The sequence below is a fragment of the Lysinibacillus sp. PWR01 genome (genome assembly GCF_043359455.1).
In the GTDB taxonomy this organism is placed as follows: Bacteria; Bacillota; Bacilli; order Bacillales_A; family Planococcaceae; genus Lysinibacillus; species Lysinibacillus fusiformis_F.
This window is the reverse complement of the sequence record NZ_JBHERJ010000067.1, coordinates 180545-203096: the sequence shown is the minus strand read 5'-3', so window position 1 is coordinate 203096 and position 22552 is coordinate 180545. Positions and strand designations below refer to the sequence as shown.

Annotated in this window: 24 protein-coding genes and 1 other RNA gene; 12 read left to right on the top strand and 13 right to left on the bottom strand. The window is 37.6% G+C overall.

The annotated features are described in order from the left end of the window. Window positions 1-111: 111 nt before the first annotated feature. The 7 genes from dltD to ACEVFT_RS14220 form a co-directional block, all read right to left on the bottom strand. Entirely contained in the window at window positions 112-1287 is a 1176-nt protein-coding gene (gene dltD / locus ACEVFT_RS14250) for a D-alanyl-lipoteichoic acid biosynthesis protein DltD (RefSeq protein WP_342441523.1), read from the bottom strand. Then, window positions 1284-1517: a D-alanine--poly(phosphoribitol) ligase subunit 2 gene (gene dltC / locus ACEVFT_RS14245; protein WP_016994756.1), complete on the bottom strand. Its 234-nt coding sequence runs from the start codon at window positions 1515-1517 to the stop codon at window positions 1284-1286. Before dltC ends, dltD begins: the two co-directional genes overlap by 4 nt. 42 nt (window positions 1518-1559) lie before the next feature. Then, window positions 1560-2723, bottom strand: a complete 1164-nt coding sequence (gene dltB / locus ACEVFT_RS14240; protein WP_393950487.1) for a D-alanyl-lipoteichoic acid biosynthesis protein DltB — start codon at window positions 2721-2723, stop codon at window positions 1560-1562. Continuing rightward, on the bottom strand, window positions 2720-4195 hold the full coding sequence (gene dltA / locus ACEVFT_RS14235; RefSeq protein WP_393950485.1) for a D-alanine--poly(phosphoribitol) ligase subunit DltA: 1476 nt from the start codon (window positions 4193-4195) through the stop codon (window positions 2720-2722). Before dltA ends, dltB begins: the two co-directional genes overlap by 4 nt. Window positions 4196-4212: 17 nt before the next feature. Next, window positions 4213-4350 carry a teichoic acid D-Ala incorporation-associated protein DltX gene (locus ACEVFT_RS14230; protein ID WP_004228095.1) on the bottom strand — a complete coding sequence of 46 codons (138 nt, stop codon included), beginning with the start codon at window positions 4348-4350 and terminating at the stop codon, window positions 4213-4215. A 280-nt stretch (window positions 4351-4630) separates the two neighbouring features. Continuing rightward, window positions 4631-6277, bottom strand: a complete 1647-nt coding sequence (locus tag ACEVFT_RS14225; RefSeq protein ID WP_393950483.1) for an alkaline phosphatase — start codon at window positions 6275-6277, stop codon at window positions 4631-4633. 150 nt (window positions 6278-6427) lie between these two features. Further along, a complete protein-coding gene (locus tag ACEVFT_RS14220) occupies window positions 6428-7675 on the bottom strand; it encodes a transglutaminase domain-containing protein (protein ID WP_393950482.1) in 1248 nt (415 codons plus the stop codon). Between the two features lie 205 nt (window positions 7676-7880). Between ACEVFT_RS14220 and secG the strand changes: the two genes are divergently transcribed. The 9 genes from secG to ACEVFT_RS14175 all read left to right on the top strand — a co-directional run bounded on the left by secG (window position 7881) and on the right by ACEVFT_RS14175 (window position 16001). Continuing rightward, window positions 7881-8108: a preprotein translocase subunit SecG gene (gene secG, locus ACEVFT_RS14215; RefSeq protein ID WP_205445394.1), complete on the top strand. Its 228-nt coding sequence runs from the start codon at window positions 7881-7883 to the stop codon at window positions 8106-8108. A gap of 189 nt (window positions 8109-8297) precedes the next feature. Beyond that, window positions 8298-9044 (top strand): alpha/beta hydrolase, encoded by a 747-nt coding sequence (locus tag ACEVFT_RS14210; RefSeq protein WP_205445392.1) that lies wholly within the window; start codon window positions 8298-8300, stop codon window positions 9042-9044. A gap of 38 nt (window positions 9045-9082) precedes the next feature. After that, on the top strand, window positions 9083-11551 hold the full coding sequence (gene rnr, locus ACEVFT_RS14205) for a ribonuclease R (RefSeq protein ID WP_393950480.1): 2469 nt from the start codon (window positions 9083-9085) through the stop codon (window positions 11549-11551). 71 nt (window positions 11552-11622) lie between these two features. Beyond that, window positions 11623-12090: an SsrA-binding protein SmpB gene (gene smpB, locus ACEVFT_RS14200; RefSeq protein WP_342533377.1), complete on the top strand. Its 468-nt coding sequence runs from the start codon at window positions 11623-11625 to the stop codon at window positions 12088-12090. A 350-nt stretch (window positions 12091-12440) separates the two neighbouring features. Beyond that, window positions 12441-12796, top strand: a transfer-messenger RNA (tmRNA) gene (gene ssrA, locus ACEVFT_RS14195). Between the two features lie 178 nt (window positions 12797-12974). Then, window positions 12975-13940, top strand: a complete 966-nt coding sequence (locus ACEVFT_RS14190) for a tyrosine-type recombinase/integrase (protein WP_393950479.1) — start codon at window positions 12975-12977, stop codon at window positions 13938-13940. Window positions 13941-14826: 886 nt separating this feature from the next. Continuing rightward, on the top strand, window positions 14827-15054 hold the full coding sequence (locus tag ACEVFT_RS14185) for a hypothetical protein (RefSeq protein WP_340822189.1): 228 nt from the start codon (window positions 14827-14829) through the stop codon (window positions 15052-15054). A 68-nt stretch (window positions 15055-15122) separates the two neighbouring features. Next, the gene (locus ACEVFT_RS14180) at window positions 15123-15467 is read left to right on the top strand and encodes a hypothetical protein (protein ID WP_333006900.1); all 345 of its coding nucleotides are present in this window, start codon (window positions 15123-15125) and stop codon (window positions 15465-15467) included. A 171-nt stretch (window positions 15468-15638) separates the two neighbouring features. After that, window positions 15639-16001: a VOC family protein gene (locus ACEVFT_RS14175; RefSeq protein ID WP_333006901.1), complete on the top strand. Its 363-nt coding sequence runs from the start codon at window positions 15639-15641 to the stop codon at window positions 15999-16001. Window positions 16002-16118: 117 nt separating this feature from the next. Here the strand turns inward: ACEVFT_RS14175 and ACEVFT_RS14170 are convergent, their stop codons facing one another. The 6 genes from ACEVFT_RS14170 to ACEVFT_RS14145 form a co-directional block, all read right to left on the bottom strand. Further along, the gene (locus tag ACEVFT_RS14170) at window positions 16119-16529 is read right to left on the bottom strand and encodes a hypothetical protein (protein WP_393950477.1); all 411 of its coding nucleotides are present in this window, start codon (window positions 16527-16529) and stop codon (window positions 16119-16121) included. A 342-nt stretch (window positions 16530-16871) separates the two neighbouring features. Continuing rightward, entirely contained in the window at window positions 16872-17072 is a 201-nt protein-coding gene (locus ACEVFT_RS14165; RefSeq protein WP_333006904.1) for a hypothetical protein, read from the bottom strand. 68 nt (window positions 17073-17140) lie between these two features. Beyond that, entirely contained in the window at window positions 17141-17311 is a 171-nt protein-coding gene (locus ACEVFT_RS14160) for a hypothetical protein (protein ID WP_333006905.1), read from the bottom strand. A 221-nt stretch (window positions 17312-17532) separates the two neighbouring features. Next, window positions 17533-17820, bottom strand: a complete 288-nt coding sequence (locus ACEVFT_RS14155) for a hypothetical protein (RefSeq protein WP_393950475.1) — start codon at window positions 17818-17820, stop codon at window positions 17533-17535. Window position 17821: 1 nt separating this feature from the next. Beyond that, the gene (locus ACEVFT_RS14150; RefSeq protein WP_340822192.1) at window positions 17822-19105 is read right to left on the bottom strand and encodes a hypothetical protein; all 1284 of its coding nucleotides are present in this window, start codon (window positions 19103-19105) and stop codon (window positions 17822-17824) included. A 781-nt stretch (window positions 19106-19886) separates the two neighbouring features. Next, the gene (locus tag ACEVFT_RS14145) at window positions 19887-20450 is read right to left on the bottom strand and encodes a recombinase family protein (RefSeq protein ID WP_369355892.1); all 564 of its coding nucleotides are present in this window, start codon (window positions 20448-20450) and stop codon (window positions 19887-19889) included. A gap of 949 nt (window positions 20451-21399) precedes the next feature. Between ACEVFT_RS14145 and ACEVFT_RS14140 the strand changes: the two genes are divergently transcribed. The 3 genes from ACEVFT_RS14140 to ACEVFT_RS14130 are packed head-to-tail and all read left to right on the top strand — an operon-like array spanning window position 21400 to window position 22530. Beyond that, window positions 21400-21666, top strand: coding sequence for a hypothetical protein (locus ACEVFT_RS14140; protein WP_393950473.1), 267 nt, complete (start codon window positions 21400-21402; stop codon window positions 21664-21666). Then, the gene (locus tag ACEVFT_RS14135; protein WP_393950472.1) at window positions 21663-22058 is read left to right on the top strand and encodes a hypothetical protein; all 396 of its coding nucleotides are present in this window, start codon (window positions 21663-21665) and stop codon (window positions 22056-22058) included. Before ACEVFT_RS14140 ends, ACEVFT_RS14135 begins: the two co-directional genes overlap by 4 nt. 1 nt (window position 22059) lies before the next feature. After that, window positions 22060-22530, top strand: coding sequence for a hypothetical protein (locus ACEVFT_RS14130; RefSeq protein WP_393950471.1), 471 nt, complete (start codon window positions 22060-22062; stop codon window positions 22528-22530). Window positions 22531-22552: the final 22 nt, after the last annotated feature.

Sequence of the window (22552 nt, the reverse complement as noted above, 5' to 3'; positions counted from 1 at the left end):
GGAACGGAAATCAACCTCTCACCTTGCAAAGTTGCTTTTTCTGCCGTTGACATCATCTTTTTTCAACAGCATGAGGACAGTCTACTAATGCTAGACTGTCCTGATTATTTTTTATGGCTGTGACCAATGTTGATCGAGTTCTTGATCGAGATAGACCCAGCCCTTCCAGGCAATATGAATCGTATCCATTATAAAATAAGGATCATATTCATGATCTGAAAAATCAACATAGGCAACATTCGCGTCCTGTAATACTTGCTCCATTTTATCGTAGTACTTTTGACGACGCTCCTCAGGATAGCCATTATAATCATACCAATAGCCATTAACCGGAATGGACACGAATAGTGGCTTGGCACCTGCATCCTTTAAAACATCTATTACTAGTTGGAAATCCTCATATTCAGGAGAGTTTGTATAATCCTCTTTTTTCCGTATATCTTTAAACTTTGAAAATTTAGCATTTACAAGTCGCTGATAGGCGCGATCTTCAATCATATAGTCATTGGATACACGTTTCTCACCATATGCCTCTGCATGCTGCAATTGTTGTTCAAAGCTTTGATTGGCAATGAGCTTGTCATTACTTTTTAATGCATGACCTTTACGTGGGAAAAGGGAATAATATAAATCCTTCTTTTCTAGCAATTCCTTGTGGAAACGACCTGCGACCATGGCCATACGTCCAGTAATTGGCTTTTCCTTGCCGTTAGACATTTGATATTGAAACATGGTCTTTAAGAGACGGTCCCGTTTGACGGTATCAAATTCTAGCAGACGCTCCATTGCTCGTTTACGAAGAGCGGCATCCATCTCCTGATTAAAAGCTAAATCATAGGCATGTAACATGGAGTAATTCGGTGAAAAGTGAAATTCACCCATGCCCTTCTCTGTAAACCACTGCGGGGAGATGATAAAGACCACTTTTTTATCCTTTAAATTCTTTTCTTGTGCTGCAAAATTTAGGAAGTGGGTAATGGACTGCATGCCCCCACGTCCAATCATAAATGTCGAATACGGAGCGTTAGTTGCTCGCGTATAATTATATGGATGGAACGGGTCAAAACGGTTTAATTCCGAGGAGCCATATAGAGGCATGGAACTAGGCTCCTGCAACATTCGCTCCTGTAAATATGTGCCTTGAAATACAAGTGGAGACATGTTAGTTTTGGCTTGCTCCACATCCTCATTGGATATCCAGGCTTTAATCCAAGCATTAGGAAAGAAGACAAAGCCAGTAAAAAGAGCGAATGCAATAAATAAAGAAAGAAAGCCTTTTTTGATCATTGTCTTTCAGCTAATTTCCCTGCTATTCGATTAGGCGTATTCCATTCTTCACGATTGAAATCAGTAATAGGTACAGAAATATTAAAACGATTTTCAATTTCAACTAATAAATTAATTGTCCCAAACGAATCTAGTAAACCTTCTTCAAATAAATCAATATCTGGGTTTTCTACAATAATTTCGTCTTCACATAACTCGACTAGCATTTCTAAAACTTGTTGTTGATCCATTAATAATTCTCCTTTAGTGAACAGGCTCTTACAGCCCTTTGTTTAAAATAATGTGCCAGAAAAAATATAGAAGCCAAAGCATATGGCATGAAACGTAATGATTACGCCAATAGCATGCGTCCATTTATTTTTTGGCCAACGCTTATGCTTTTTATTCCAGCGTTCAAATTTATCAAAGCTGATAATCAATAGGGCATGATAGAGTCCATAGACCACAAAGTGCCATTCGAGACCATGCCAAATACCCATTAAAAAGAATAGTAAAAAGAAACCTATATACGAAATAGCAAATTTATTTTTCAACCACTTTTTCTTTGTCATCCAAAGGACAAAGCGCATATAGACGTAATCCCTAAACCAAAACGAAAGGCTCATATGCCAACGATTCCAAAAATCTTTAATATTGCGGCTGGCGAATGGACGGTTAAAGTTAATCGGTGTTTGGATACCCATTATTCGGCTCACCCCAACAGCAAATGCACTATAGCCAGCAAAATCAAAGAATAAATAAAAGCTATACATATACATATACGCTAGTTGCCCCTGAAAAGGTGTCAAATAGTTATACGTATGATTAGGCAAATAAATAAGCGTGTAGTTATAAATTAAATATGCCAAAATAAATTTATATAAAAAGCCGACAAAAATATAGTTAATTCCACTTAATAGCAGCTTTTGGTAATCCTCCGAGGAAGGCACGGCATGAAAATCCTTCGTAAAACGACGCCAACGATCAATAGGTCCAGATGATACGGTAGGAAAGAATAATAAGAAATAGACTAGCTCTACTACAGAAATTTTCTCTTTCATCAAGCCGTCACGGGTTTCTAAAATCATTTGCACCGCTTTAAACGTAATGTAGGACACACCAAGGAAGCCAAATAAATGATGTAACCCGAGAATCGGCAGAACCTTCACAAGGACAAGCGGTAATATGGATAAAAGCACAGCTATTATAAAAATAGTGCCGCTATTTTGCTGAAGTCGGTAACGCTGATAAGCCACAATAAGGACTACCTGAAAGGCCGTAAATAGTACAAGCGAAATGGTCCCATTCAATGAATGTCCGAAAATCAGTGCTAAGACAATTACCGAGACAAAAAGATTATAGCGTTTCGAAGATTTGCCTCGTAACCCTAATAGGATGGTAGGTAGTAATAAAAGTCCGATGATCACAAAAAATGCTATATTTCCATAAGGCGTCATACTGTTTCCATAACCGCCAATCCTTTACGATCAACCTTACCATTTGGATTTAATGGTAAAGCATCCATATATTTAAACGTTTTCGGTATCATATAGGCAGGTAAGTACGCCGATAAAAGTGCCTTCAATTGCTTTGTCGTTTTGAAGGCCGCGTCTGTTAATGGCTCACGTAAAACAATATGGGCACTAAGAGAAATGATTTCCTTCTCTTTATAAACAGGTACAACGACACAGCTTGAAACTGGTGGTAGGTTACTGATTTGTTTTTCAATTTCTTCGATTTCTAAACGATAGCCATGTAATTTCACTTGGAAATCCTTACGACCTGAAAAGAACAAATAACCATTCTGCTCATAGCCGATATCACCAGTTTGATAGATGCGATCTCCATCAACGATCGGGAAAGCTTTCGCTGTTAATTCAGGCGCTCCCAAATACCCGGCACTAACGGTTGGCCCTGAAATTATAATTTCTCCATCTCCTGCTACGGATACGTTTGGCTCCGTTATAGGGGCAATCGGTAATTGTTCGAAGCATGCTACTAGCTCTGTCGTCACCTTTACATAGGATACAGCGACGGTTGTTTCCGTAGGGCCATATAAATTATAAATTGTTGCCTGTGGAAAACGGAGCATCAACTCATTACATACCGCTATCGGTAAAACCTCTCCGCAAAATAAAAAAGTATCCAATGCAGGCATGAGTTTTTGGTCCCATTCTTTGTTCATCAAACACATCTTGGCAAAGGAAGGTGTAGAAGTCCATACACGAGTATTTGACATCGTTAATGAATCAAACAAGGCTTTTGGATTAGCAATTTCTTGCTGTGTAATCGCATAAAGTGTGTGTCCACCAACAAGAGCTGGGTAGAGATCCATAACAGATAAATCAAAGGAATAAGGTGCTTGATTTAAAAATACGCCGTCTTCCTGTAAAGGGAAGTGCTCCTGCATCCACCTAACAAAGTGTGTTAGATTACTAGCTGTTATTTGAACCCCTTTTGGTTGACCTGTTGAACCAGAAGTGTAAATAATATAATGGATATCCTCATCTCGAACCCATGTTGCGGATGATAGGATCACGTCCTTTGAGGAGGCATCCAGAATATCATGCACTGCCATAACTGGAATGTTCATCTGCATCTGTAATAGCTCTGTTGTCAATACTAAACCTGCTCCAGAAGCTTCTGTAATGAGCTGTAATCTTTCTGATGGTGTTGACGAATCAACAGGTACATATGGATGGCCAGCCTTTACAGCCCCGATAAACGCAACAATTTGTAGGGGGGACATATGTCCATAAATGACTATAGGTTGTTGTCTCCGCAACTTAAGCTTCATTAAATAATCGGCAAGACGATCTGATAAATGCCAAAGCTCACTATAAGTTAAGGAGGCATTGTGTGTCTGATAAGCAGTTTTTTGTGGCTGCTGGAGGGCCACACGTTCAATAGCTGCCAAAATACCTAACATATTTTAATCTCCTTTATTTAAAATTCCGTATATATAAATGGTCCAGCGTTCATATCATGGAAGCCATGTATAAGAAACAGCAGTACCAAAACAATCAAATAAAACAGCGTGAAGCCAATGAAGCGTAAATACTCATTATTCTTGATGGATTGCATTTGTCCACCTCCAATGAAAAAAAGTATAGGATTAAACTTTCAAAAAAATAGTAATTTACTAGTTAAAAATCCTTACCTTATGTTTTTAACACTGATTTGACGGAATGTGGAGAAAAATGTTGCTGAATTAAGATGAATTCAGTAAATCATAAGATTAATTTAAGGTAAATTTAAGGTTTTGGGGGGATATGTAGAGTTTACAAATTATTGGCTGGTTTACTTATGTAAAAAAAGCACGAACATAAGGGAATAATCTCAACTTATGTTCGTGCTATTATTTTTATTTCACTTCATTAATAACTTTTTTAGATACATAAAATTCAGAGCCATTGTAGACATTGATTGTATCAAATGTATGAGTCTTTGCCGTGTTTGAGGAAGTTTGTTCATACGTCATCGTGTTTTTGTTGACTGGAATTTTCACTGTGATATCTGCTTTTTGTGCAATAAATGTTGGGTTTTCTTTATCCGATAAGTCAATTTTTGTTGTAAATCCTTTTTCCGTAAATGCCTTCGTTGCAGGCACATATAAATCATTTGTTAATGTGTTTAAGTCAAAGCCCATAAAGCGTGCCATTGTATGGGCTAAATCAGTGTTTTCTACTAATCCTGTCAATTTAGAAGGACCAAATGAATATAAAAATACATCTTCCCCCGTATGACCACCTGTTGTATAACCAATGTTTGCACGATTGGCTAGCATTTTTACCATTTCATTGCCTAAGTCTTTAGCAGACTGTAATGTTTTAAGCTCGTCCTCCGTTAATGAATCTAAGCCATAAAGAGCAGCGACCTCAACTAAATTAGAGCGATCTTCTTTTAGTTGGCTTAAAGCTCCTTCAATGGTCATTGTAGCTTTTTTTAACGGGTCGATGTAGGCAGAAACTGGAATGCTGGAATAGGTACTAGTAGTGTTAGCGTTCCCCATCGTAATGCCACTATTTCCATGATCAGTTACTGCGATGACTAACGTATTACCATCTTCCTTCGCAAAATCAACCGCTTCTTTCACTGCATCATCGAATGATAAAATATCGCTAATGATACCAATAGTATCATTGGCATGTGCAGCCCAGTCAACCTTACTACCTTCTACAAAGAGGAAGAAGCCATCCTCATCCTTTTTCAGCGTATTGATTGCTTTATTTGTCATTTCAGCAAGTGTAGGCTCAGATGCTCTTGTTTTAGCACGATCTAAATCATAAGCAAGTGCACTTGGCGCAAAGCTTCCCCAAATTTTTGAGGATTGACTGTTAAATAGCTCATCGCGCGTTTTAACGAGATCATAATTTTTTTCATTCAAAACCTTGATTAAATCCTCGCCATCTTGACGAGCATTTTTCGATGTGCCTGGTGATAGTGATTCCAGACCACCGCCTAAGACAACATCAATATTTTGATAAACCTGCTGCTCTGCTATATCCCCATATTGACTTCTATTGTTGACATGGGCAGAAAAACCAGCTGGTGTAGCATGTTGAATTTCGGAAGTAGAAATTAATCCAGTAGCCTTACCTTGCTGCTTAGCTCCTTCTAGCACATTGGCTACAGGTCGGAAGGCATCTTCCTTAGCGATTTGCGCTAATCCAGGGGAGTTAATCACAGATGGGAGCACACCTATATATTTATCGTTCGATTTATGGCCAGTTGCTAATGCCGTAGCAGCAGGCGCAGAATCGGTAATGGCTGATTCAGCAGAATACGTGCGCATAGCACCCGATAAAATTTCATCCATTGCGAGGCTTTCACCTTTATACCAACGAGAAAGGGTTACAGCATTATTACTGCTACCATCCATCACAAGCATAATGACATTTGTCGGTTTTTTTACTTCGGCTGCGTGTACCTCTTGTTGTGGGATACTAACTGCGGATAAAGTCACTGCACTTGCTAAAAACAATGAAGTCCATTTTTTTGCGTATTTCATGATTTTCCTCCTTTAGATGAATTCAACTGTAAGTGTAAAGGAAGGGTGTAAAGCTAGCGTTAAAGGTTTGTTAATGAAGTATGGTAATTCTGTAAATAATGAGGAAGAAAAGAATCTATGTAGAGGTCACACAGATTCTTTTGGAGAGCATTACAAATTTTCCTGATGTTGTGCACCGTCTATCGTTTCATAATATAAAGTGCCTGCTTCGATGTACAAATTGAGGACTTCATCTTCGAGTAAGACTTCTTCAGAGCCGTCCTGGACATCAATTTTTGTTAGATAGCCAGCATTGTCATAGTCGCTGCAATAAATGGATTCTTGATAAGTAGCTAAATAATAGCACGCCGTTTCTGTAATATGATGGTTTTCATTGGTGTCAAAATTATAAGAATAGACCATATTATCGTTGATACTATTATAATAAATCACATCATCTACAGTATTGGCATACCACATATCATGCATAAAATCATAATCATTATTTGTAGCAGCAAAATAGTTTTCATTTGCCCATAAATGATCTTGGCTTAGTTTTTCATCATTGACTAAAAAGTATTCATAGGAAATCGCATAAGGCTCCGCTGAATCCACATCATTCCATGTTGTATCAAGGTGATACCAGTTGCCATCGATACTGACTAAATTCCAAGCATGTAGCTGATCCTCGCTATAGCCATAAACATATTTCGCTTCCACATCCGAAGCCAATAGTAGGCGATAAGCTAGTAGGGCATAGGCCTGACATACCGCAGTTTCCTCATCTATTAGCTCAAAAACCGTTTGTCCCTCAGTAGAGCCTTGTTCTGTATAAGTGGCTAACTGTACGACAGTATCATTAATGATTTTAGCGCGCTCAAAATCTGTCATTTCCTTCGTAATATACTGGTCAGCAAAAGCATCTACATATTGATCAACCTTTTTCTCCTTCTTGGCATCTGTTAAGTAATCAATCGACAACTCCACCAAATAGCCATCATCTGTTTCCCAAGCAGTCCATTCATAAGTAAGAAAATAACCAGCTGTATAGGGGTCAACAAAGGTAAGCAGGCTATTTAAGTCATTCAACTGCACTTCAAAATCTTCGAAAGCTAGCTTCCCTGTATAAGGGACTTCAAAGTGCTGTTCAAATTTTGCTACTTGTTTTTCTACTTTTTTAGTGAATTGTAGTAAGGCAGGATCAACCTTAAATAATGAGGTAGAGAAAAGATCATTAGGTGAAAAAGAAGCAGATAACGCTTTACTTTCTGGCTTCTTTATATCATTCTCTGTTTCTTCTGCTAAGGTCGTAGTTGTTACATCATCCTCATCAAGAAGTATGTCAATGGCCTTTGAGCATGCTGTAAGAAAGGGAATCATGCAGCATAGTACAAGCAGCGCTGTTATTTTTTTATTCATTTTCCCATCCTCCAAAAAAATTCATTTTTGCCATTATAATTTAATTTATAGGGAGTGACATCCACAAATAGTAGCATAAGTCGACAAGGAGAGAGGCATGAAGCGGAAACAATCCCGCAAAACATAAAGCTAAGTTTGTCATGGCAACCTTTTTTTGTTATAATGTAGTCTGTTGTGATGTTTCAAAGTTCGGGAGGTGCAGTGAATGCATACAGTAGTATTAGTTTCATTAGTTATCGTATCATTAGCGTTAATCGTTGTGGTATTACTTCAATCTAGTAAAAGTGCAGGCTTATCAGGTGCCATCTCGGGTGGAGCTGAGCAACTATTTGGAAAGCAAAAAGCGCGTGGTATGGATTTAATCCTTCACCGTGCAACAATTGTGTTAGCTATAGTGTTCTTTATTTTAGCAATCGCTATTACAAAAATCTAATAGTTGAAGATATATCGCCTAACCGAATTGGTTGGGCGTTTTCTTTTATCATTGTTAAATGGTAAATCCTCTCTCCATAGTAAAAAATGAATTGTAACGCAATATCCAAATGTCAATCGCTGGACATCATCGAGATGACTATAATGGGTATAGTATGTATAAGTGTTTTAGAATGAAGGAGTGCTTACAGTGAACAAAACATTATCACAGCCATTTTTCTTTCAAGCAGGATCACGTGCTGTTTTATTATTACACGGCTTCACAGGAAGCTCTGCAGACGTGCGAATGCTTGGTAGATTTTTAGAGAAAAAAGGGTATACTACATTAGCACCTCACTATAAAGGTCACGGTGTGGAACCAGAAGAACTAATCACAACAGGACCAGCAGACTGGTGGCAGGATGTCGTTGCCGCCTACAAACAGTTACAGGATGCTGGCTATCAGGAAATTGCCGTTGCTGGCCTTTCATTAGGCGGTGTCATGGCGTTAAACATTGCATTAAATAATCCTGTTAAAGGAATTGTCACAATGTGCGCCCCCATGACAATGCGTACAACCGACGTTATGTTTGAGGGTGTCTTGAAATATGCAAGGGACTATAAAAAGTTCCAAGGGAAACAGGAAGAACAAATTGAAGCTGAAGTTGCGCTCATTGCTGAAAATGGCATGCCATCTCTACAGCAGTTGCGAGAATTTATAGCCCGTACTCGTCAAGAAATTGACATGATTTATGCGCCTATTTTTGTCGTACAAGCTACAAATGATGAAGTAATAGAGACAGAATCTGCCAACATTATATATAATCAAACTGAGTCACTTGAAAAGCACATCAAGTGGTATGAAAACTCAAAACATGTTATTACATTAGATCAAGAAAAAGATCAATTACATGAAGATATTTATCGCTTTTTAGAAAGCCTAAATTGGGCACAATAAATAATAAATAGGATTTTCTCATGAAGGAGGGAATATGTATGAAAGACCAAAAAGATACACTACAAAGTCGTTTACTCGATTTTTTCAGCAAAGAAGATTATAAACCACTAACTGTCGGTGAAATCGAGGATGAATTTGGCTTTGAGGATGCGGAGGAGTTCAAGGAGCTTGTGAAAACACTTGTCCGCATGGAAGGGCAAGGCTTAGTTGTACGTTCTCGCTCCAATCGCTATGGCTTACCGGAGCGTATGAATTTGCTAAGAGGTAAATTTATCGGACATGCGAAGGGCTTCGGCTTCGTGACACCTGATGTCGAGGGCATGGATGATGTGTTCATTCCACCTCACGAAATTAATGGCGCTATTAACGGAGACATTGTTCTGATTCGTGTTTTAAAGGAATCATTCGGTGATCGACGTGAGGGTACGGTTACAAAGGTTGTAGAGCGTGGTCAAACAAGCTTTGTCGGCACATTCCAGGCAAATCGTGGCTTTGGCTTTGTTGTCTTAGATGATAAAAAGCTACCAATGGATATCTTTATTGCCAAAGGAGATACATTAGGCGCTGTCGATGGACATAAGGTTGTTGTTGAGGTAGCAACATGGCCGGAGGATTTAAAATCTGCTACAGGTTATATTACGAAAATTTTAGGGCATAAAAATGACCCTGGTGTGGACATTTTATCCATTTTATATAAGCATGACATTCCACCTGAATTCCCGGATGAAGTCATTGCTGCTGCCCAGCGCGTGCCAGATGAAATTACTGAGGCCGATTTAGTAGGCCGTCGTGATTTACGTCATGAAACGATTGTGACGATCGATGGTGCAGATGCAAAGGATTTGGATGATGCCGTAACCGTAACAAAAAATGTAGATGGTACTTATAAGCTTGGCGTACATATTGCAGACGTAAGTTATTATGTAACGCAAGGCTCAGTCATTGACATTGAAGCTTATGATCGTGCGACAAGTGTTTATTTAACGGACCGTGTAATTCCAATGATTCCACATCGTTTATCGAACGGCATTTGTTCATTAAATCCACAGGTTGACCGTTTAACACTATCTTGTGAAATGATTATTGATGCGAATGGCAATGTGATTGCACATGAAATTTTCCAAAGTGTCATTAAAACGACAGAGCGTATGACATATAAGGACGTTTACATGATTTTAGAGGAGCAGGATGAGGCACTAATCGAACGCTACGAACCACTTGTTCCAATGTTTAAAAATATGGCTGAGCTATCTGGTATTTTACGTCGTAAACGTGAAACACGAGGGGCGATTGACTTTGACTTTAAAGAATCCAAGGTGATCGTGAACGAAGAAGGATGGCCAGTTGATATTGAATTACGTGAACGGACAGTAGCGGAGAAATTAATTGAAGATTTCATGCTAGCTGCCAATGAAACAATCGCTGAGCATTTCCACTGGATGAATGTACCGTTCCTATACCGTATTCACGAAGATCCAAAGCCTGAAAAGCTTCAACGCTTCTTTGAATTTGTCACAAACTTTGGTATTTTAATTAAAGGTACGGGTAATACGGTTCATCCTAAGGCATTACAGGATGTATTAAAGGCCATTGAGGGTATGCCAGAGGAGCCTGTTATCTCAACAATGCTCTTACGCTCGATGCAGCAGGCGAAGTACTATCCTGAAAGCATTGGTCACTTTGGTTTATCAACTGATTTCTATACACACTTCACATCACCAATTCGTCGTTATCCAGACTTAATCGTACACCGTTTAATTCGTACGTATTTAATTAATAAGGATACATCTAGAGAAACAATTGCACAGTGGAGTATGGCAATGGATGAAATTGCCGATCACACATCTGAGCGTGAACGCCGTGCTGTTGATGCAGAACGTGATACTGATGCTTTGAAAAAAGCACAATATATGTCCGACAAAATTGGCGAAGAATTCGAAGGAATTGTTTCATCGATTACAAACTTCGGTATTTTTGTGGAGCTACCAAACACAATCGAAGGACTTGTCCATATTAGCAATATGACAGATGATTATTACCGTTTTGATGATCGTCAAATGATTATGATTGGGGAACGAACGAATCGCCAATTCCGTATTGGTGATGAAGTAACCGTTCGTGTGGCCAATGTCATTATTGAGGAGTCATCCATTGACTTTGAAATCGTAGGAATGGTAACTTCATATGGACGAACACGCAAAGCAGCACCTACTGTTATTCATGCACGTAAAAATTACAGCGATAACAAAGGTGAACGCAGTCGCCGAAGCACACGCAGTGATGAGGAACGAGGCAGCCGTGGGGGCAATCGCAGAGGCGGTCGCCAAGAGGAAGACCGAGGAAGTCGTGGCGCCAAGCAAGGTGAACGTCGTGAAAGCGACCGTGACCCACGTGGTCGCCGCAAAGATGACTCAAGCCCAGGTCCTAAAAAACGCGTGAAGCAAAAGCAAAAGTTCTATGAGGGCATTGCCAAAAAAGGCAAAAAGAAAAAATCAAAACGTAAATAAGCCTAAGCGAAAGTGTCCATTGAGAGGGTGCTTTCGCTTAAGCTCAACCTTTTAAGTAGAGGGTGAAAAATATGGCAAAAGGTACTGGTAAAGTATTAGCACAAAACAAAAAAGCAGGCCATGACTACTTCATCGAAGAAACAATCGAAGCAGGCATGGTACTAACAGGCACAGAAATCAAATCCATCCGTGCAGGCAAGGCCCAACTAAAGGACTCCTATGTCCGAATCACCAATGGCGAAGCATGGATTAGCAACATGCATGTTAGCCCCTTCGATCAAGGCAACCGTTTCAATCACGACCCACTGCGCGCCCGCAAACTGCTGCTCCACAAAAAGCAAATCGGCGAGCTAGTCGGTGCCGTAAAGCGTGACGGCTACACAATCGTCCCATTGAAAATGTACATCAAAGACGGCTATGCCAAGCTTTTAATCGGCGTCGGCAAAGGGAAAAAAGACTACGATAAACGCAACGACATGCGCAAAAAAGAAGCCAAACGCGAAATGGAACGTACCTTCAAATCCAAAAATCAATATTAATAGATTTGGAGAAAGCTCACTGCTGGACTGCGGTGAGCTTTTTTCGGTTGTTGGGTGGCAGTGGTGCTGGGCGTGGCGGATAGACTGGCGAAAGTGACGGATAGAGGTTGAAAAGTGGTGGATAGCAAAGCAAAAGTGGTGGATAGTAAGCTCAATCTAACGGATACCCTAAGTATCTAAGCCAATTTTTTCTACGATAGCGGGATACTTGAACTATCAATAGTTTTGTTTTATAATATGTATTACTGATTGCCAGATTTCATGGAAGCATACTTTTAAGCTCCCACCGTACTAGAAGCAATTCTAGCTCTTTGTTTGAACGAGGCCCAACCGCTTCGATTCATATTCAAGGGGACGTTACGGATTCGACAGGGATGGTTCAAGCTTTAGTCGCGCGTCGGAGGGCTCGGCTCCGTCATCAACGACAGTTATATAATAACTGGCAAACAACAAAACTTAGCTTTCGCAGCGTAAGCTCGTAAGCGCTCTGCCTCTCTATCGCCCATGTAGAGAACGTGGGGCCCAACTTTAGTGGGATACGGTCGATGGTACCACCTGAGTCATCGGCAAGAGATTTCCAGGTTAGCGTACAGGACGCCTGTTTGTCGGCATAATGTTACGTGAATCCTAAATAGGCAAACTACACGCGTAGAAGCTGAAGTATTGGAGTCTTTGGACGCGGGTTCGACTCCCGCCGTCTCCATACAAGATATTTAACAGTAGAAATGCTGTTATATCAACGTTTATAAGAGTTAGGGTAACTTGATGAAGGTGTTAAACTTTCAAAAAGACTCCCTAACTTTTTTCGTTTTTAAGGGTACATTTAATTGAATACTTGCGTTTATAAACCTTCTAATTCACACGATGAATAGGAGGTTTTTTGTTTGGATAAAAGCAGAAAGCATGGTGTGTTTTCGATGGGAAATGCACGTCACGTTAATCCTAAAGCTAGTAACAATCATTGGATACCAATTGATTACGCATTAGAAATAGTATTTAAGCAAATGAACATTGCTGGCAATAGACCTCGTACTATTGATAGCTATAATTATATTTTTCGGGGATTTTGTGAAGCTAACAAGATTCTCTATGTAGAAGAAATTACAATTGATACAATTTATAGCTATTTAGAAGGTCTAGATGTTTCACAGCAAACGAAGAAAATACGTTTAAAGACCATTAAAGCCGTGTTAGGAAAATTTTATTTCAATGATTGGCTGAAAGATAAGTTCTGGTTAAAGATTCAAATAAAGGTTGATACAGAGGTAAAAGCAGCAGCTAAAGAAGGCGATATTTTTAAATTGATTCACTTCATAGATAAATCAACCTTCATAGGATTTAGAGACGTTACCGCAATTTTGCTGATGTACAGAACTGGAATCCGTATTCATACACTTTGCGAGTTGAAGGAAAGGCATGTTGACTTTGAACAGCAATGCCTAAATTTAGATGGTTCAACATTAAAGAATCACAAATTCTTAAAACTTCCTTTGGATGATGAATTGACAGAAATGTTGCAACTACTTATTAAACAAAATAAAAAGATACGTCAGCATTACAAGATTAACAACCAAAGCGTGTTCATTACACAGAACGGTTTATCCATGAGTACATCCAAATCATCTAACTGTGCTATTTCTAAGCAACTCAATAAATATTCAAAGCGTTTTGGATTAGAAAATATTAACCCACATGCGATTAGAAGGGGATATGCGAAAAATCTATTGAATAAAGGGGCTAGTGTGCCTTTAATCAGTAAGGCATTAGGTCATTCTGATTTAGCAGTAACAACGCAATATTTAGACCTCAATGTGGAAGAAGTGGCACGTAGCTTAAAGGATTATTTATAGACAAATAAAAAAGAGAGTGCTAGGAACACCCTCTTGAAGAAGTGCACTATATGTTTTGCGACATAGTAGTGCGAACCCATTAACAAATCGACCCACAATCGATAACTGAATATGAGTTATATTGCCTTTATTTTACTTGAAAAAAAGTTAAAAAGCAAAGGCCTAGTTTGCTATTGCCTTTTTTAGCAAAAACTCGTTGGTGGAAACCTAGTAACACCAATTAAAACTAAACTTGACAGGTTATGACGTTCCCATCGCACACAAACGTCTAGGATACCACTACAAGCTTCCTTGTTGGCTTGGGTATCTGAATGTGGTTGACGCACATAATCGGTCAGGAGTGGAAGTATTGAGTTGTTACGGCAACGCAAGATACACCATAGAATACGATTTTACAGAGTTCCACAATAGTTGGATATGTATTAACGTTTTATAGCAAGAACGCTATTTAACGGATTGTATGAACTCATGGGGGCAATAGTAGTGCAGTAGGTGTATTGTGAGAAATCACGCATTTAAACAAGGGCATACATACGGAAACCATAATTGACGTTTCATGAAAATACATAATGCAGATGTTTGTCTATGTTTCAGATTCTATTAATTTAGTTTTCTGAAACGTAGGCAATCATTTTTTGCACCAGCCGTTTTCCATATCTCGGTTTCATGGTGAAGGGAACTGTTAAAACTGTAAAGAGTTATTTTACTGAAAGTGAGATTTAATGAAGTGGATTTATAATTGTGACAAGGTTGTGCAGTCGATTTGTCTCATGTACTATCGTTATACGATATAACGTAATGTTAGAAAAATAAGATTGTACTTTCATTAAGGATTCAAATTAAGATATAGGTGTATATGTTTTTATTTATGAAGGAGAGGGCATTTATGTACTGGAATTATAGAGTTGTTGAATTTACTAATAAACAGAACAAACCATACTTTGAGATATGTGAAGTTCATTATGATGAAAACGATAAGCCTTATGCGTGGGGTGAAATAATGCCTGCTGAATCATTTGATGAATTAAAAGAAGATTACGAGTATATACGTAAAGCATTTGAAAGTCCTGTATTGAAAGTAGTTGAAGATAAATTAGTACAAGTGACAGATTAAAAGAGAAGTATCTACCTGTAAGGATATATCTTTAGGGAATCTATTATGGGTGAGTGGGAGTGAAAATGTTGGATAAAGTTACAGATGAAAAGCTGGAGTATTTTACTGGTGAAGTGACAAAGTTTTTTATGTTTTGCGTTACTTTAGTAGACGGTGGACAAAATTCTATGAAGATATACCCAATTGAATTAGGATGTAAGATGGCTGATTTTTATGAAAAAAATGAAAATCGCTATAACAAGCATCAGTTAGTCAACCAATTTATTAAAACTTATATGGGAATAGCACTGATAAAGGAGTATTCAAAAGTTAAAGACCATTTAGACAGTCTGTTTATAAAAAATGATGATGGACCAATAGACAGTATATTTGCAAAAACCGAGTTTGTTAAATGGAATCAGAAGGGCTTTTAAGTTCCTTACGATTCTTTCTTTATGGCTGTTGTTGCTATTCAACTAAACTGCCCAGTTATTTTAATAAGAAATAATTATAAATTTACATAAATATTCCATTATTTACTTATATATATCGTTTAGTACTATAATAATGAAAAGAAATAGTTTTAATACTCAGGGGGTATCTATATGATTCTTGGATTACATCATGCACAGATAACTATTCCGAAAGGTGCTGAAGAAGAAGGTAAGAAATTTTATTGTAATGTGTTAGGATTAGAAGAAATTGAAAAGCCCGTTTCACTTCAAGGGAGAGGGGGCTTTTGGTTACAAGTTGATGATAAAGAGATACATGTAGGAACAGAAGATGGCTTTGATAGATTAACAACGAAAGCCCACTTAGCATACCAAGTAGAAGATGTATCATATTGGAGGAGAGTATTGGTGGAAAATGATATAAAAATATTGGATTCAGTACCAATTCCAAATTTTGAACGTTTTGAGTTTAGAGACCCTTTTGGAAATAGAGTAGAGATTATTAAAGCAATTTAAGATTCATTTATTATTCAACTAACAAGTGCTTTAATTCAATAAGATTCAATAAGAAAAGTCGATTCCTTAACATACTGGAACTCGACTTTGTTTTTTATGATTATTGCATGAACTCTTTTAATTCTTTACCATTTTTGGCTGTGTAGCCATCGGAAATAGCTGTGTTCTAACTTCCTTTGCAACCACTGAATCACGTAACAACATTCCTACACGTAAAATGGCACGTTTTGGGAAAAAGGTGTTCACTGAATTACTTAATTTTGTTTCTACACCACCGTGTTCAATTAATATGTGGTTTACTTTATCTGTCATTTTAGCGTTTGACATTGTGTCAAACCCTGAAAAATTCCGTAAATCCTTACCCGTCATTTTGCAATACCCATCAGAAAGTAGTTCGTCTTTATGTCTATTAGAAATTTGATAAATTACTGTTCTATCAACTTCATAAAAATCTGCAACTTGCTGTGTTGTCGCCATTTCTAACGCTGGAAGTAGTAGCAACCCTTTCATACGTTCAAGCACTTCCACACGCTTTACCAGCCGAAAAAGTTGTTGATACGTTAATTGCAAGAATACAGAATCATACGGGCATGTTTTAAGTTACTCGGAAGTAATATATGCCCGTAAAATCAATCTTTTGGAGTCTGTATATGGGAAAACATTAGTTCTGTTTGTCTACGCCTTTATATAACCACTAGCACAATAAAATGATTAGACCAATTCCAGTTAAGAATAATATTCCTATTCCATGTGGAGAATTTAAGGATTTTAAATAAAAAACGGTATCATGCATTTGCTATCACCCTATATTAGCTTGGGTTTGAAATGTATTATTTATGAATGTGGAAATATGGAATAACACTTAATATATCATTTTAGAAGTGAACCCTGCTTATATAAGTATGTCAATGAGACACCTTTTCTTTTAGCTACTTGTTTAATTAAATCTATCTCGTGGTACATAGAATTAGACAAAATTCCATTCTCTATATTTTTGCTAATATGATAATAAAACCCTGCTAACATTTCTAACGATAATTCACCGTATAAAGAATTTTTGTTATCAACCATTAACAGCCACCTTCGTTCCCCTTTTTAAACAAGTATATAGAATGCTTTTTTTATCGCAATATGGGATTTTAATTTAAAGCTGTTCCTTGAAGTGTTTCTATGCTTTCTTGTTTAACTATTTCGTCTACATAATATTCAATAAGTAAAACCTCCAAGTTCATTCTTTCTTCTGAACTCATATTTGACTTCATTGTTACATGTAGTTCTTTAATAACTTCCTTAGCAGTTTTTAAATTCATATATTTTCACCAAACCTTTCTACAAACAATGTTAATGGTATTCATTTTGCAACTGTATCGCAAGGCACAATTTTTACCACACATTGCATAGCTGATAGGGCATTGGTGTTAATTGTATTATTGAGGTAAATTTAGGGTAGAAAAACCTGGAAAAATAAGAAAAGCCCACCTTTAGTTGATGGGCTTTCTTGAAACGGTGGGCTTATTGGAATTTGAATATCCTATCCTTCAGATTTCCCCTTCGACTCATTTTCCATACCGTTTAATTGTTGTTGTGTAAGGTCAGGAAATAGCTTCTTTATTTTTCTTGGATGGCGTTCCATGTAGTCCATAAATGAATAGTAACAGTCTTTTCTGCTTTTGCCATTTACGATTTTTTTAATTGTTGCCTTTGATACTGGAAATTGTTTTTCTATCTGATAAGGAAGAAGCTTTTTAACCTTGTTTAGATATAGGATTTTGTAAACATCCTTATCAGTGAGTTTTACGTTATATATGCTATTTGCCATACTACAAGTCCCCTTCCAAATAGTCAGTCAGAAGTGTTCTCATACGCTTTGATGGGATATATACGTTTATTTGTTGCCCATGTCTGATACGGCTTCTAAACAGCCACTGAAGCAATTCAGAAAGGGCAAAAGTATCTTCATCAACCTGAACGCCATGCTTAAAGAAGAAATTCTTTGTTACTGGATTCATAAAACGATTTGCTAGATAAATACATACAGATTTATCTTGATATTGATTGGTAGCCCTACAATTCACGGAAACAAAGGAATTTTTCAGACCCGTTGGTGTTAATGTATCTTGAAATTCTTTGAATGTTGTCCACATGACTTCATCCGTTGAAACCTTGCATTTATTGCGGTAGAAATTATAAGCGTTATCTTTGAGTACCTTTTTTATTGCTGTTTGTTTGGTTCTTGTTCGCAAATTACTCATGCTGAAATCTATACGCTTATCGCCAACTTTGTTCATATCCTTTCTATCAGCTGGTGAAGGTGTGTAAATATTAATGTTGTCCCTGATATGTGCAAGCTGTTCGTTGTGATATTGGTTGTATTCAGTTAGCTGATATGTGCCTTCAATGTTGGCAACAGAATGATAATTATATTGAACTCTGAACAGGTCAAAATATGCCCGTTGAATTTGCCCATCAAATAAATATGTCAGTAAATAAATTTCATCAAAACAATGGAAAGATTCTGCTGGAAATGTCCAATACAAGACAACGGGTTGCCCTTCATCATTCTCATACATCATCAAATTTCCAGCGTTAGCAAGGTTGCGTATTTTAGTGAAATAACCGTCATCGCTATCGTATTCAGGCTTATTCCAGCGTACAAAACCCCCATCATCCACCTTTATAATTCCTTCACTGTATAATAGCCGTAAATCGGACTTTGTATATTCTTCTAATGGTGCAATTACATTCATTACTTCATCCAAAATAAGTGTATAGTTTTCGCTTGCTAATAAGTCTAATAGTTCCGCATCCACACGCTGGAATAACGAATGAGTTGAAGCAATATCAGCACCTTCAGAAATCAGGCGTTTAATATCTTCAAGTTTTGTGCCATCTTCATTTGATGGCTGAACAAATTCTCTACTGGTACAATCTGAAATGATACGTTTCACTTCATCCGTGAATGGTGTTATGTAGATGAATTTTTGCCGTGCTGGTGCATTGTTCATGTGATGGATAGCCCAACTGGATTTCCCACTTCCCATAATTGAATCAATGACTTTGATTGTTGGAGTGTTTAGTTGTCGTACTGGATTGATTAGATTCATGGTGATATTCCCCCGATTTCGTAAATGTTTCTTCATACCTTTAAACAGGGAAATGGGGATATTCAGACAAGTAATTTGATGTTGAAAAAAATCTTTACTTTCACTGCTTAGTAAACGTTTGCTGAAACCCTTGATATGACTGGGTTTGTAGCAGATTTCCTTTAAAAGAGACGAGTATAAAAAAGAAAAAAGAAGATGCTTCGCATGTGGAAGAAAAGCACTTCCACGCTAAAATGAAAAAATGCTATCTGAAAAGTAGCACGTATAGTTCTTCAGCTAACAATGAAAAGGCATATAGTGATGATTTAGTGCAGTCGAAACTTGTTTCGGCTGATGTTTTGACCTTGAACTATTACGCTAAATATTGAATATTAATTTTCAGATATCGTAAGGGTAGTAGGGTACTTGGTACTTGTTAAAATTTATTTGTATAAAAAATTTAATGTAGCTGCTTTTGAAATGTGAATGGCTGAAATTATTGATGGTGCTGAAAGTGTTAGGTATCTGTGTCATAAATGTGACTGTATATCAGTGGAATGACTGGTGAAAATACAGCTGAAATTCCCATATAATGCACCCCGTGGACGTAAACGAAAATGAGTGCCTATCTTCTTTTACAGGCAATTTATAACGATTGTAGCCCGTCACTGAAGGCGTTCTAGCGGTTCATATGTTCATATTGGAGAATAAATGAAGCCTGTTAAAATGAAGTGTGTGGGCTTAGATGGGGTGTGTTCCTGAAGTGTACCTGAACAAAGAAGTAAAAAAAGAACCAGTGTAATCAAACCAGTTCTTTAGCCTTTGCATATATGGTTGAACGGGGTACACCAGTCATTTTTGCAATCTCATTAACTGATAACCCATTATTGCCCCTATCCTGAAAGAGTGACAATGCTTTCTGTACTTGCTTTTCATCTTGTCCAACACGCCCCATATGTGTACCCTTTGCCTTTGCCCGTTCTCTACCTTCTGACGTTCTTTCATTGATTAAATCCCGTTCAAATGTAGCAATAGCACCTAGCATTGTAAGCATTAGCTTTCCATTAGGTGTAGTGAAATCAATGCCTTCTTTAATGAATATTAGCCCAATTCCACGTGCTTCTAAATCTTCAGCAATCTTTAAAAGGTCAAATGTAGAACGTGCTAGCCTATCCAATTTGTGAACTACCAGCTTATCGCCTTCACGTAAATATTCCAGTGCTTTCTTCAGTTCTGGTCTATCAGACTTTGTACCACTTTCCTTCTCCATGAAAATCTTTTCACAGCCGTAGTCCTTTAATACTTCAATCTGATTAGTCAAATCTTGTCCCTTTGTTGAAACTCTTGCATAGCCTATAATTTCCATATGTATCACTTTCCTTTTTCAGTCTTAAAGTCTAAAGGACTTATGTACAATTAATTCTAGACTAACTTTTAGATAATGTAAAGTATTATTCTTAGATGTTTTGGGTTGTCTTTTTTGGGTGTCCTGAAGTTGTAACTTTTAGACGGTGGGTGTGCTTTATTTAATAGGGTTACGCTACTATCAACCACGGCCTACTACTACCCATATCCATTCCGACCCATCCATATCCACATTCGTACTCCATATGAAGAAGGAATTCATTTTTAATAAGTATCATTTTCATACAAACGAAGTGAATTGTATGCTTGAATATTAATGTTCAAAAATAAAGTAATAATAAAAATTGATAGGGGGTAGCACGGGGGACAGGGATACTCTTTTTATTAATTATGTGTTTTAAAAATGGATATCCTATTTTTAGCACCCTATATTTTAAGTACCTTTTCAGTAAGTGACCTGAATGCCTTCTATCCACCAGAATCCCTTCTTGTAACTACCGTGAAAGTGACTTGTAAGCAAGTGAAATCCTTCTAAACGTATAAGTACCCACCTGAATCCGTCTGAACGCTTGCTGTAAATTGCATCTATTGCATTTATGTCCTGAAAATTTCAAGGGGGGGCATCCATAAATAGTGATTCTGAAATATGGGATACCCAACAATAAATTTTTTTCTAATTTTTTGTACTGTAAGTTTTCCTGTGCTTTCCACAGTGGTGTACCAGCCATGTGTCATGGGTATAAATAACCGTTTTTAGAATCCATGTCTTACAAATACCCATTTTTACGAACTCTATATATAGAGAGTACTAAGCATAAAGCATATAGTTGAATCAGCCATTCACTACTACATATTAGACTAACGGGCAACCTTCAGGGGTGTCCTTTTTCTATTGCCTTATGACTAATAAATTATCAGCACAAAGAGTATAAAAGGGGGCTTGTAAAAAAATGAACATTGCACTATTTCGCATATTACGGGGCTTTTGTGGACTGAATCAAACTGGATTAGGGCAACTACTTGGCAAATCACAGAGTACGATTGCTTGTTATGAAATTGGCACTATTGAGATTCCAGCAAAAGTTGCTGAACGTATGAAAGAACTTGCAAAGGAAATCGGCATAACGGAACTTGACCTGATGGTGCTTCAGCAGTTAGTAGCTGAATCATCAAAAGCACAAGCAGTATTAAAAACGAAAGCTGGTGAACAATTATGACACTACAAACAAAAATTGAGTATCTTATTTTCACCATTGGAAAGAGTGAATATGATTCTTCTCACGTAAACAGCAAACTTACTTCAGCGATTGCTGAAGCCCGTGAAATCACATTCAAGTATCAGGCTAATTCGGTGCATTCAGACTTACAAGAACACCTGAAAACTTTCAAATCATATGGCAAGCAGAACAAGGCAAGATTAATTGCCACTTTGGAAGATGTTCAGCGTGAATTAAATTATAAGCACCCTAACAAGAAGTTGGCTTTGTACTGGTTGGATAGAATCCTAGAAACCAGCTACTACACAGACAAATTACAAAAGCGATTGCTAAAAGATGCCACCGTAAAAAGTAAAAAAACAGTTCAAATTGAAGTGCTGGAGGTGAGTTAGTATGACCATATACGATGAAAAGTTATTAAAGACTGTTCCCGTGCCCCCTGATTTAACAGATAGGCATGTAGCACTTGCACAACAGTACACCCGTGCAAAGATGCTGGAAGGGCATACCATAGCTGGTTTCTGTAAATCAAATAGAATCAGCACAAATACATGGTATGACTTTCTCGATATTCCTTCCTTCATAAAGTACATGGCAGATATACAGAATCTTGTTATACCAGCAGATGAAAAGGATGCATTTCAGCAAATGAAAAAACACATCTTGAAGATTCCTTATAAAGAAAATCCTACTATTAAAGAAACAGAGTTGTTTATGGATGTATTCGGGTATTTAGCAGAGAATGACAAACGCATTCAAATGGAACGATTAGGATTGACTAAAACTTCATCTGGGACTTCCAATGCTATGAGTGTGGAAGAACGCAAGACACAATTGCTGGGAAGGCTTATGAAGAAGGGCTAGGTATTGAACAATTGAAGATTAA

Excerpts from the sequence above, each read along its gene's own strand:
- ACEVFT_RS14175 (WP_333006901.1), top strand. The coding sequence starts at position 15,639 with ATGATTCTTGGATTACATCATGCACAGATAACTATTCCGAAAGGTGCT.
- ACEVFT_RS14220 (WP_393950482.1), bottom strand. The coding sequence starts at position 7,675 with ATGAATAAAAAAATAACAGCGCTGCTTGTACTATGCTGCATGATTCCC.
- ACEVFT_RS14185 (WP_340822189.1), top strand. The coding sequence starts at position 14,827 with ATGTACTGGAATTATAGAGTTGTTGAATTTACTAATAAACAGAACAAA.
- ACEVFT_RS14130 (WP_393950471.1), top strand. The coding sequence starts at position 22,060 with ATGACCATATACGATGAAAAGTTATTAAAGACTGTTCCCGTGCCCCCT.
- dltB (WP_393950487.1), bottom strand. The coding sequence starts at position 2,723 with ATGACGCCTTATGGAAATATAGCATTTTTTGTGATCATCGGACTTTTA.
- dltD (WP_342441523.1), bottom strand. The coding sequence starts at position 1,287 with ATGATCAAAAAAGGCTTTCTTTCTTTATTTATTGCATTCGCTCTTTTT.
- ACEVFT_RS14155 (WP_393950475.1), bottom strand. The coding sequence starts at position 17,820 with ATGGCAAATAGCATATATAACGTAAAACTCACTGATAAGGATGTTTAC.
- ACEVFT_RS14230 (WP_004228095.1), bottom strand. The coding sequence starts at position 4,350 with ATGCAATCCATCAAGAATAATGAGTATTTACGCTTCATTGGCTTCACG.
- ACEVFT_RS14225 (WP_393950483.1), bottom strand. The coding sequence starts at position 6,277 with ATGAAATACGCAAAAAAATGGACTTCATTGTTTTTAGCAAGTGCAGTG.
- ACEVFT_RS14145 (WP_369355892.1), bottom strand. The coding sequence starts at position 20,450 with ATGGAAATTATAGGCTATGCAAGAGTTTCAACAAAGGGACAAGATTTG.
- smpB (WP_342533377.1), top strand. The coding sequence starts at position 11,623 with ATGGCAAAAGGTACTGGTAAAGTATTAGCACAAAACAAAAAAGCAGGC.
- secG (WP_205445394.1), top strand. The coding sequence starts at position 7,881 with ATGCATACAGTAGTATTAGTTTCATTAGTTATCGTATCATTAGCGTTA.
- dltA (WP_393950485.1), bottom strand. The coding sequence starts at position 4,195 with ATGTTAGGTATTTTGGCAGCTATTGAACGTGTGGCCCTCCAGCAGCCA.
- rnr (WP_393950480.1), top strand. The coding sequence starts at position 9,083 with ATGAAAGACCAAAAAGATACACTACAAAGTCGTTTACTCGATTTTTTC.
- ACEVFT_RS14160 (WP_333006905.1), bottom strand. The coding sequence starts at position 17,311 with ATGAATTTAAAAACTGCTAAGGAAGTTATTAAAGAACTACATGTAACA.
- dltC (WP_016994756.1), bottom strand. The coding sequence starts at position 1,517 with ATGGATCAACAACAAGTTTTAGAAATGCTAGTCGAGTTATGTGAAGAC.
- ACEVFT_RS14135 (WP_393950472.1), top strand. The coding sequence starts at position 21,663 with ATGACACTACAAACAAAAATTGAGTATCTTATTTTCACCATTGGAAAG.
- ACEVFT_RS14165 (WP_333006904.1), bottom strand. The coding sequence starts at position 17,072 with ATGGTTGATAACAAAAATTCTTTATACGGTGAATTATCGTTAGAAATG.
- ACEVFT_RS14150 (WP_340822192.1), bottom strand. The coding sequence starts at position 19,105 with ATGAATCTAATCAATCCAGTACGACAACTAAACACTCCAACAATCAAA.
- ACEVFT_RS14140 (WP_393950473.1), top strand. The coding sequence starts at position 21,400 with ATGAACATTGCACTATTTCGCATATTACGGGGCTTTTGTGGACTGAAT.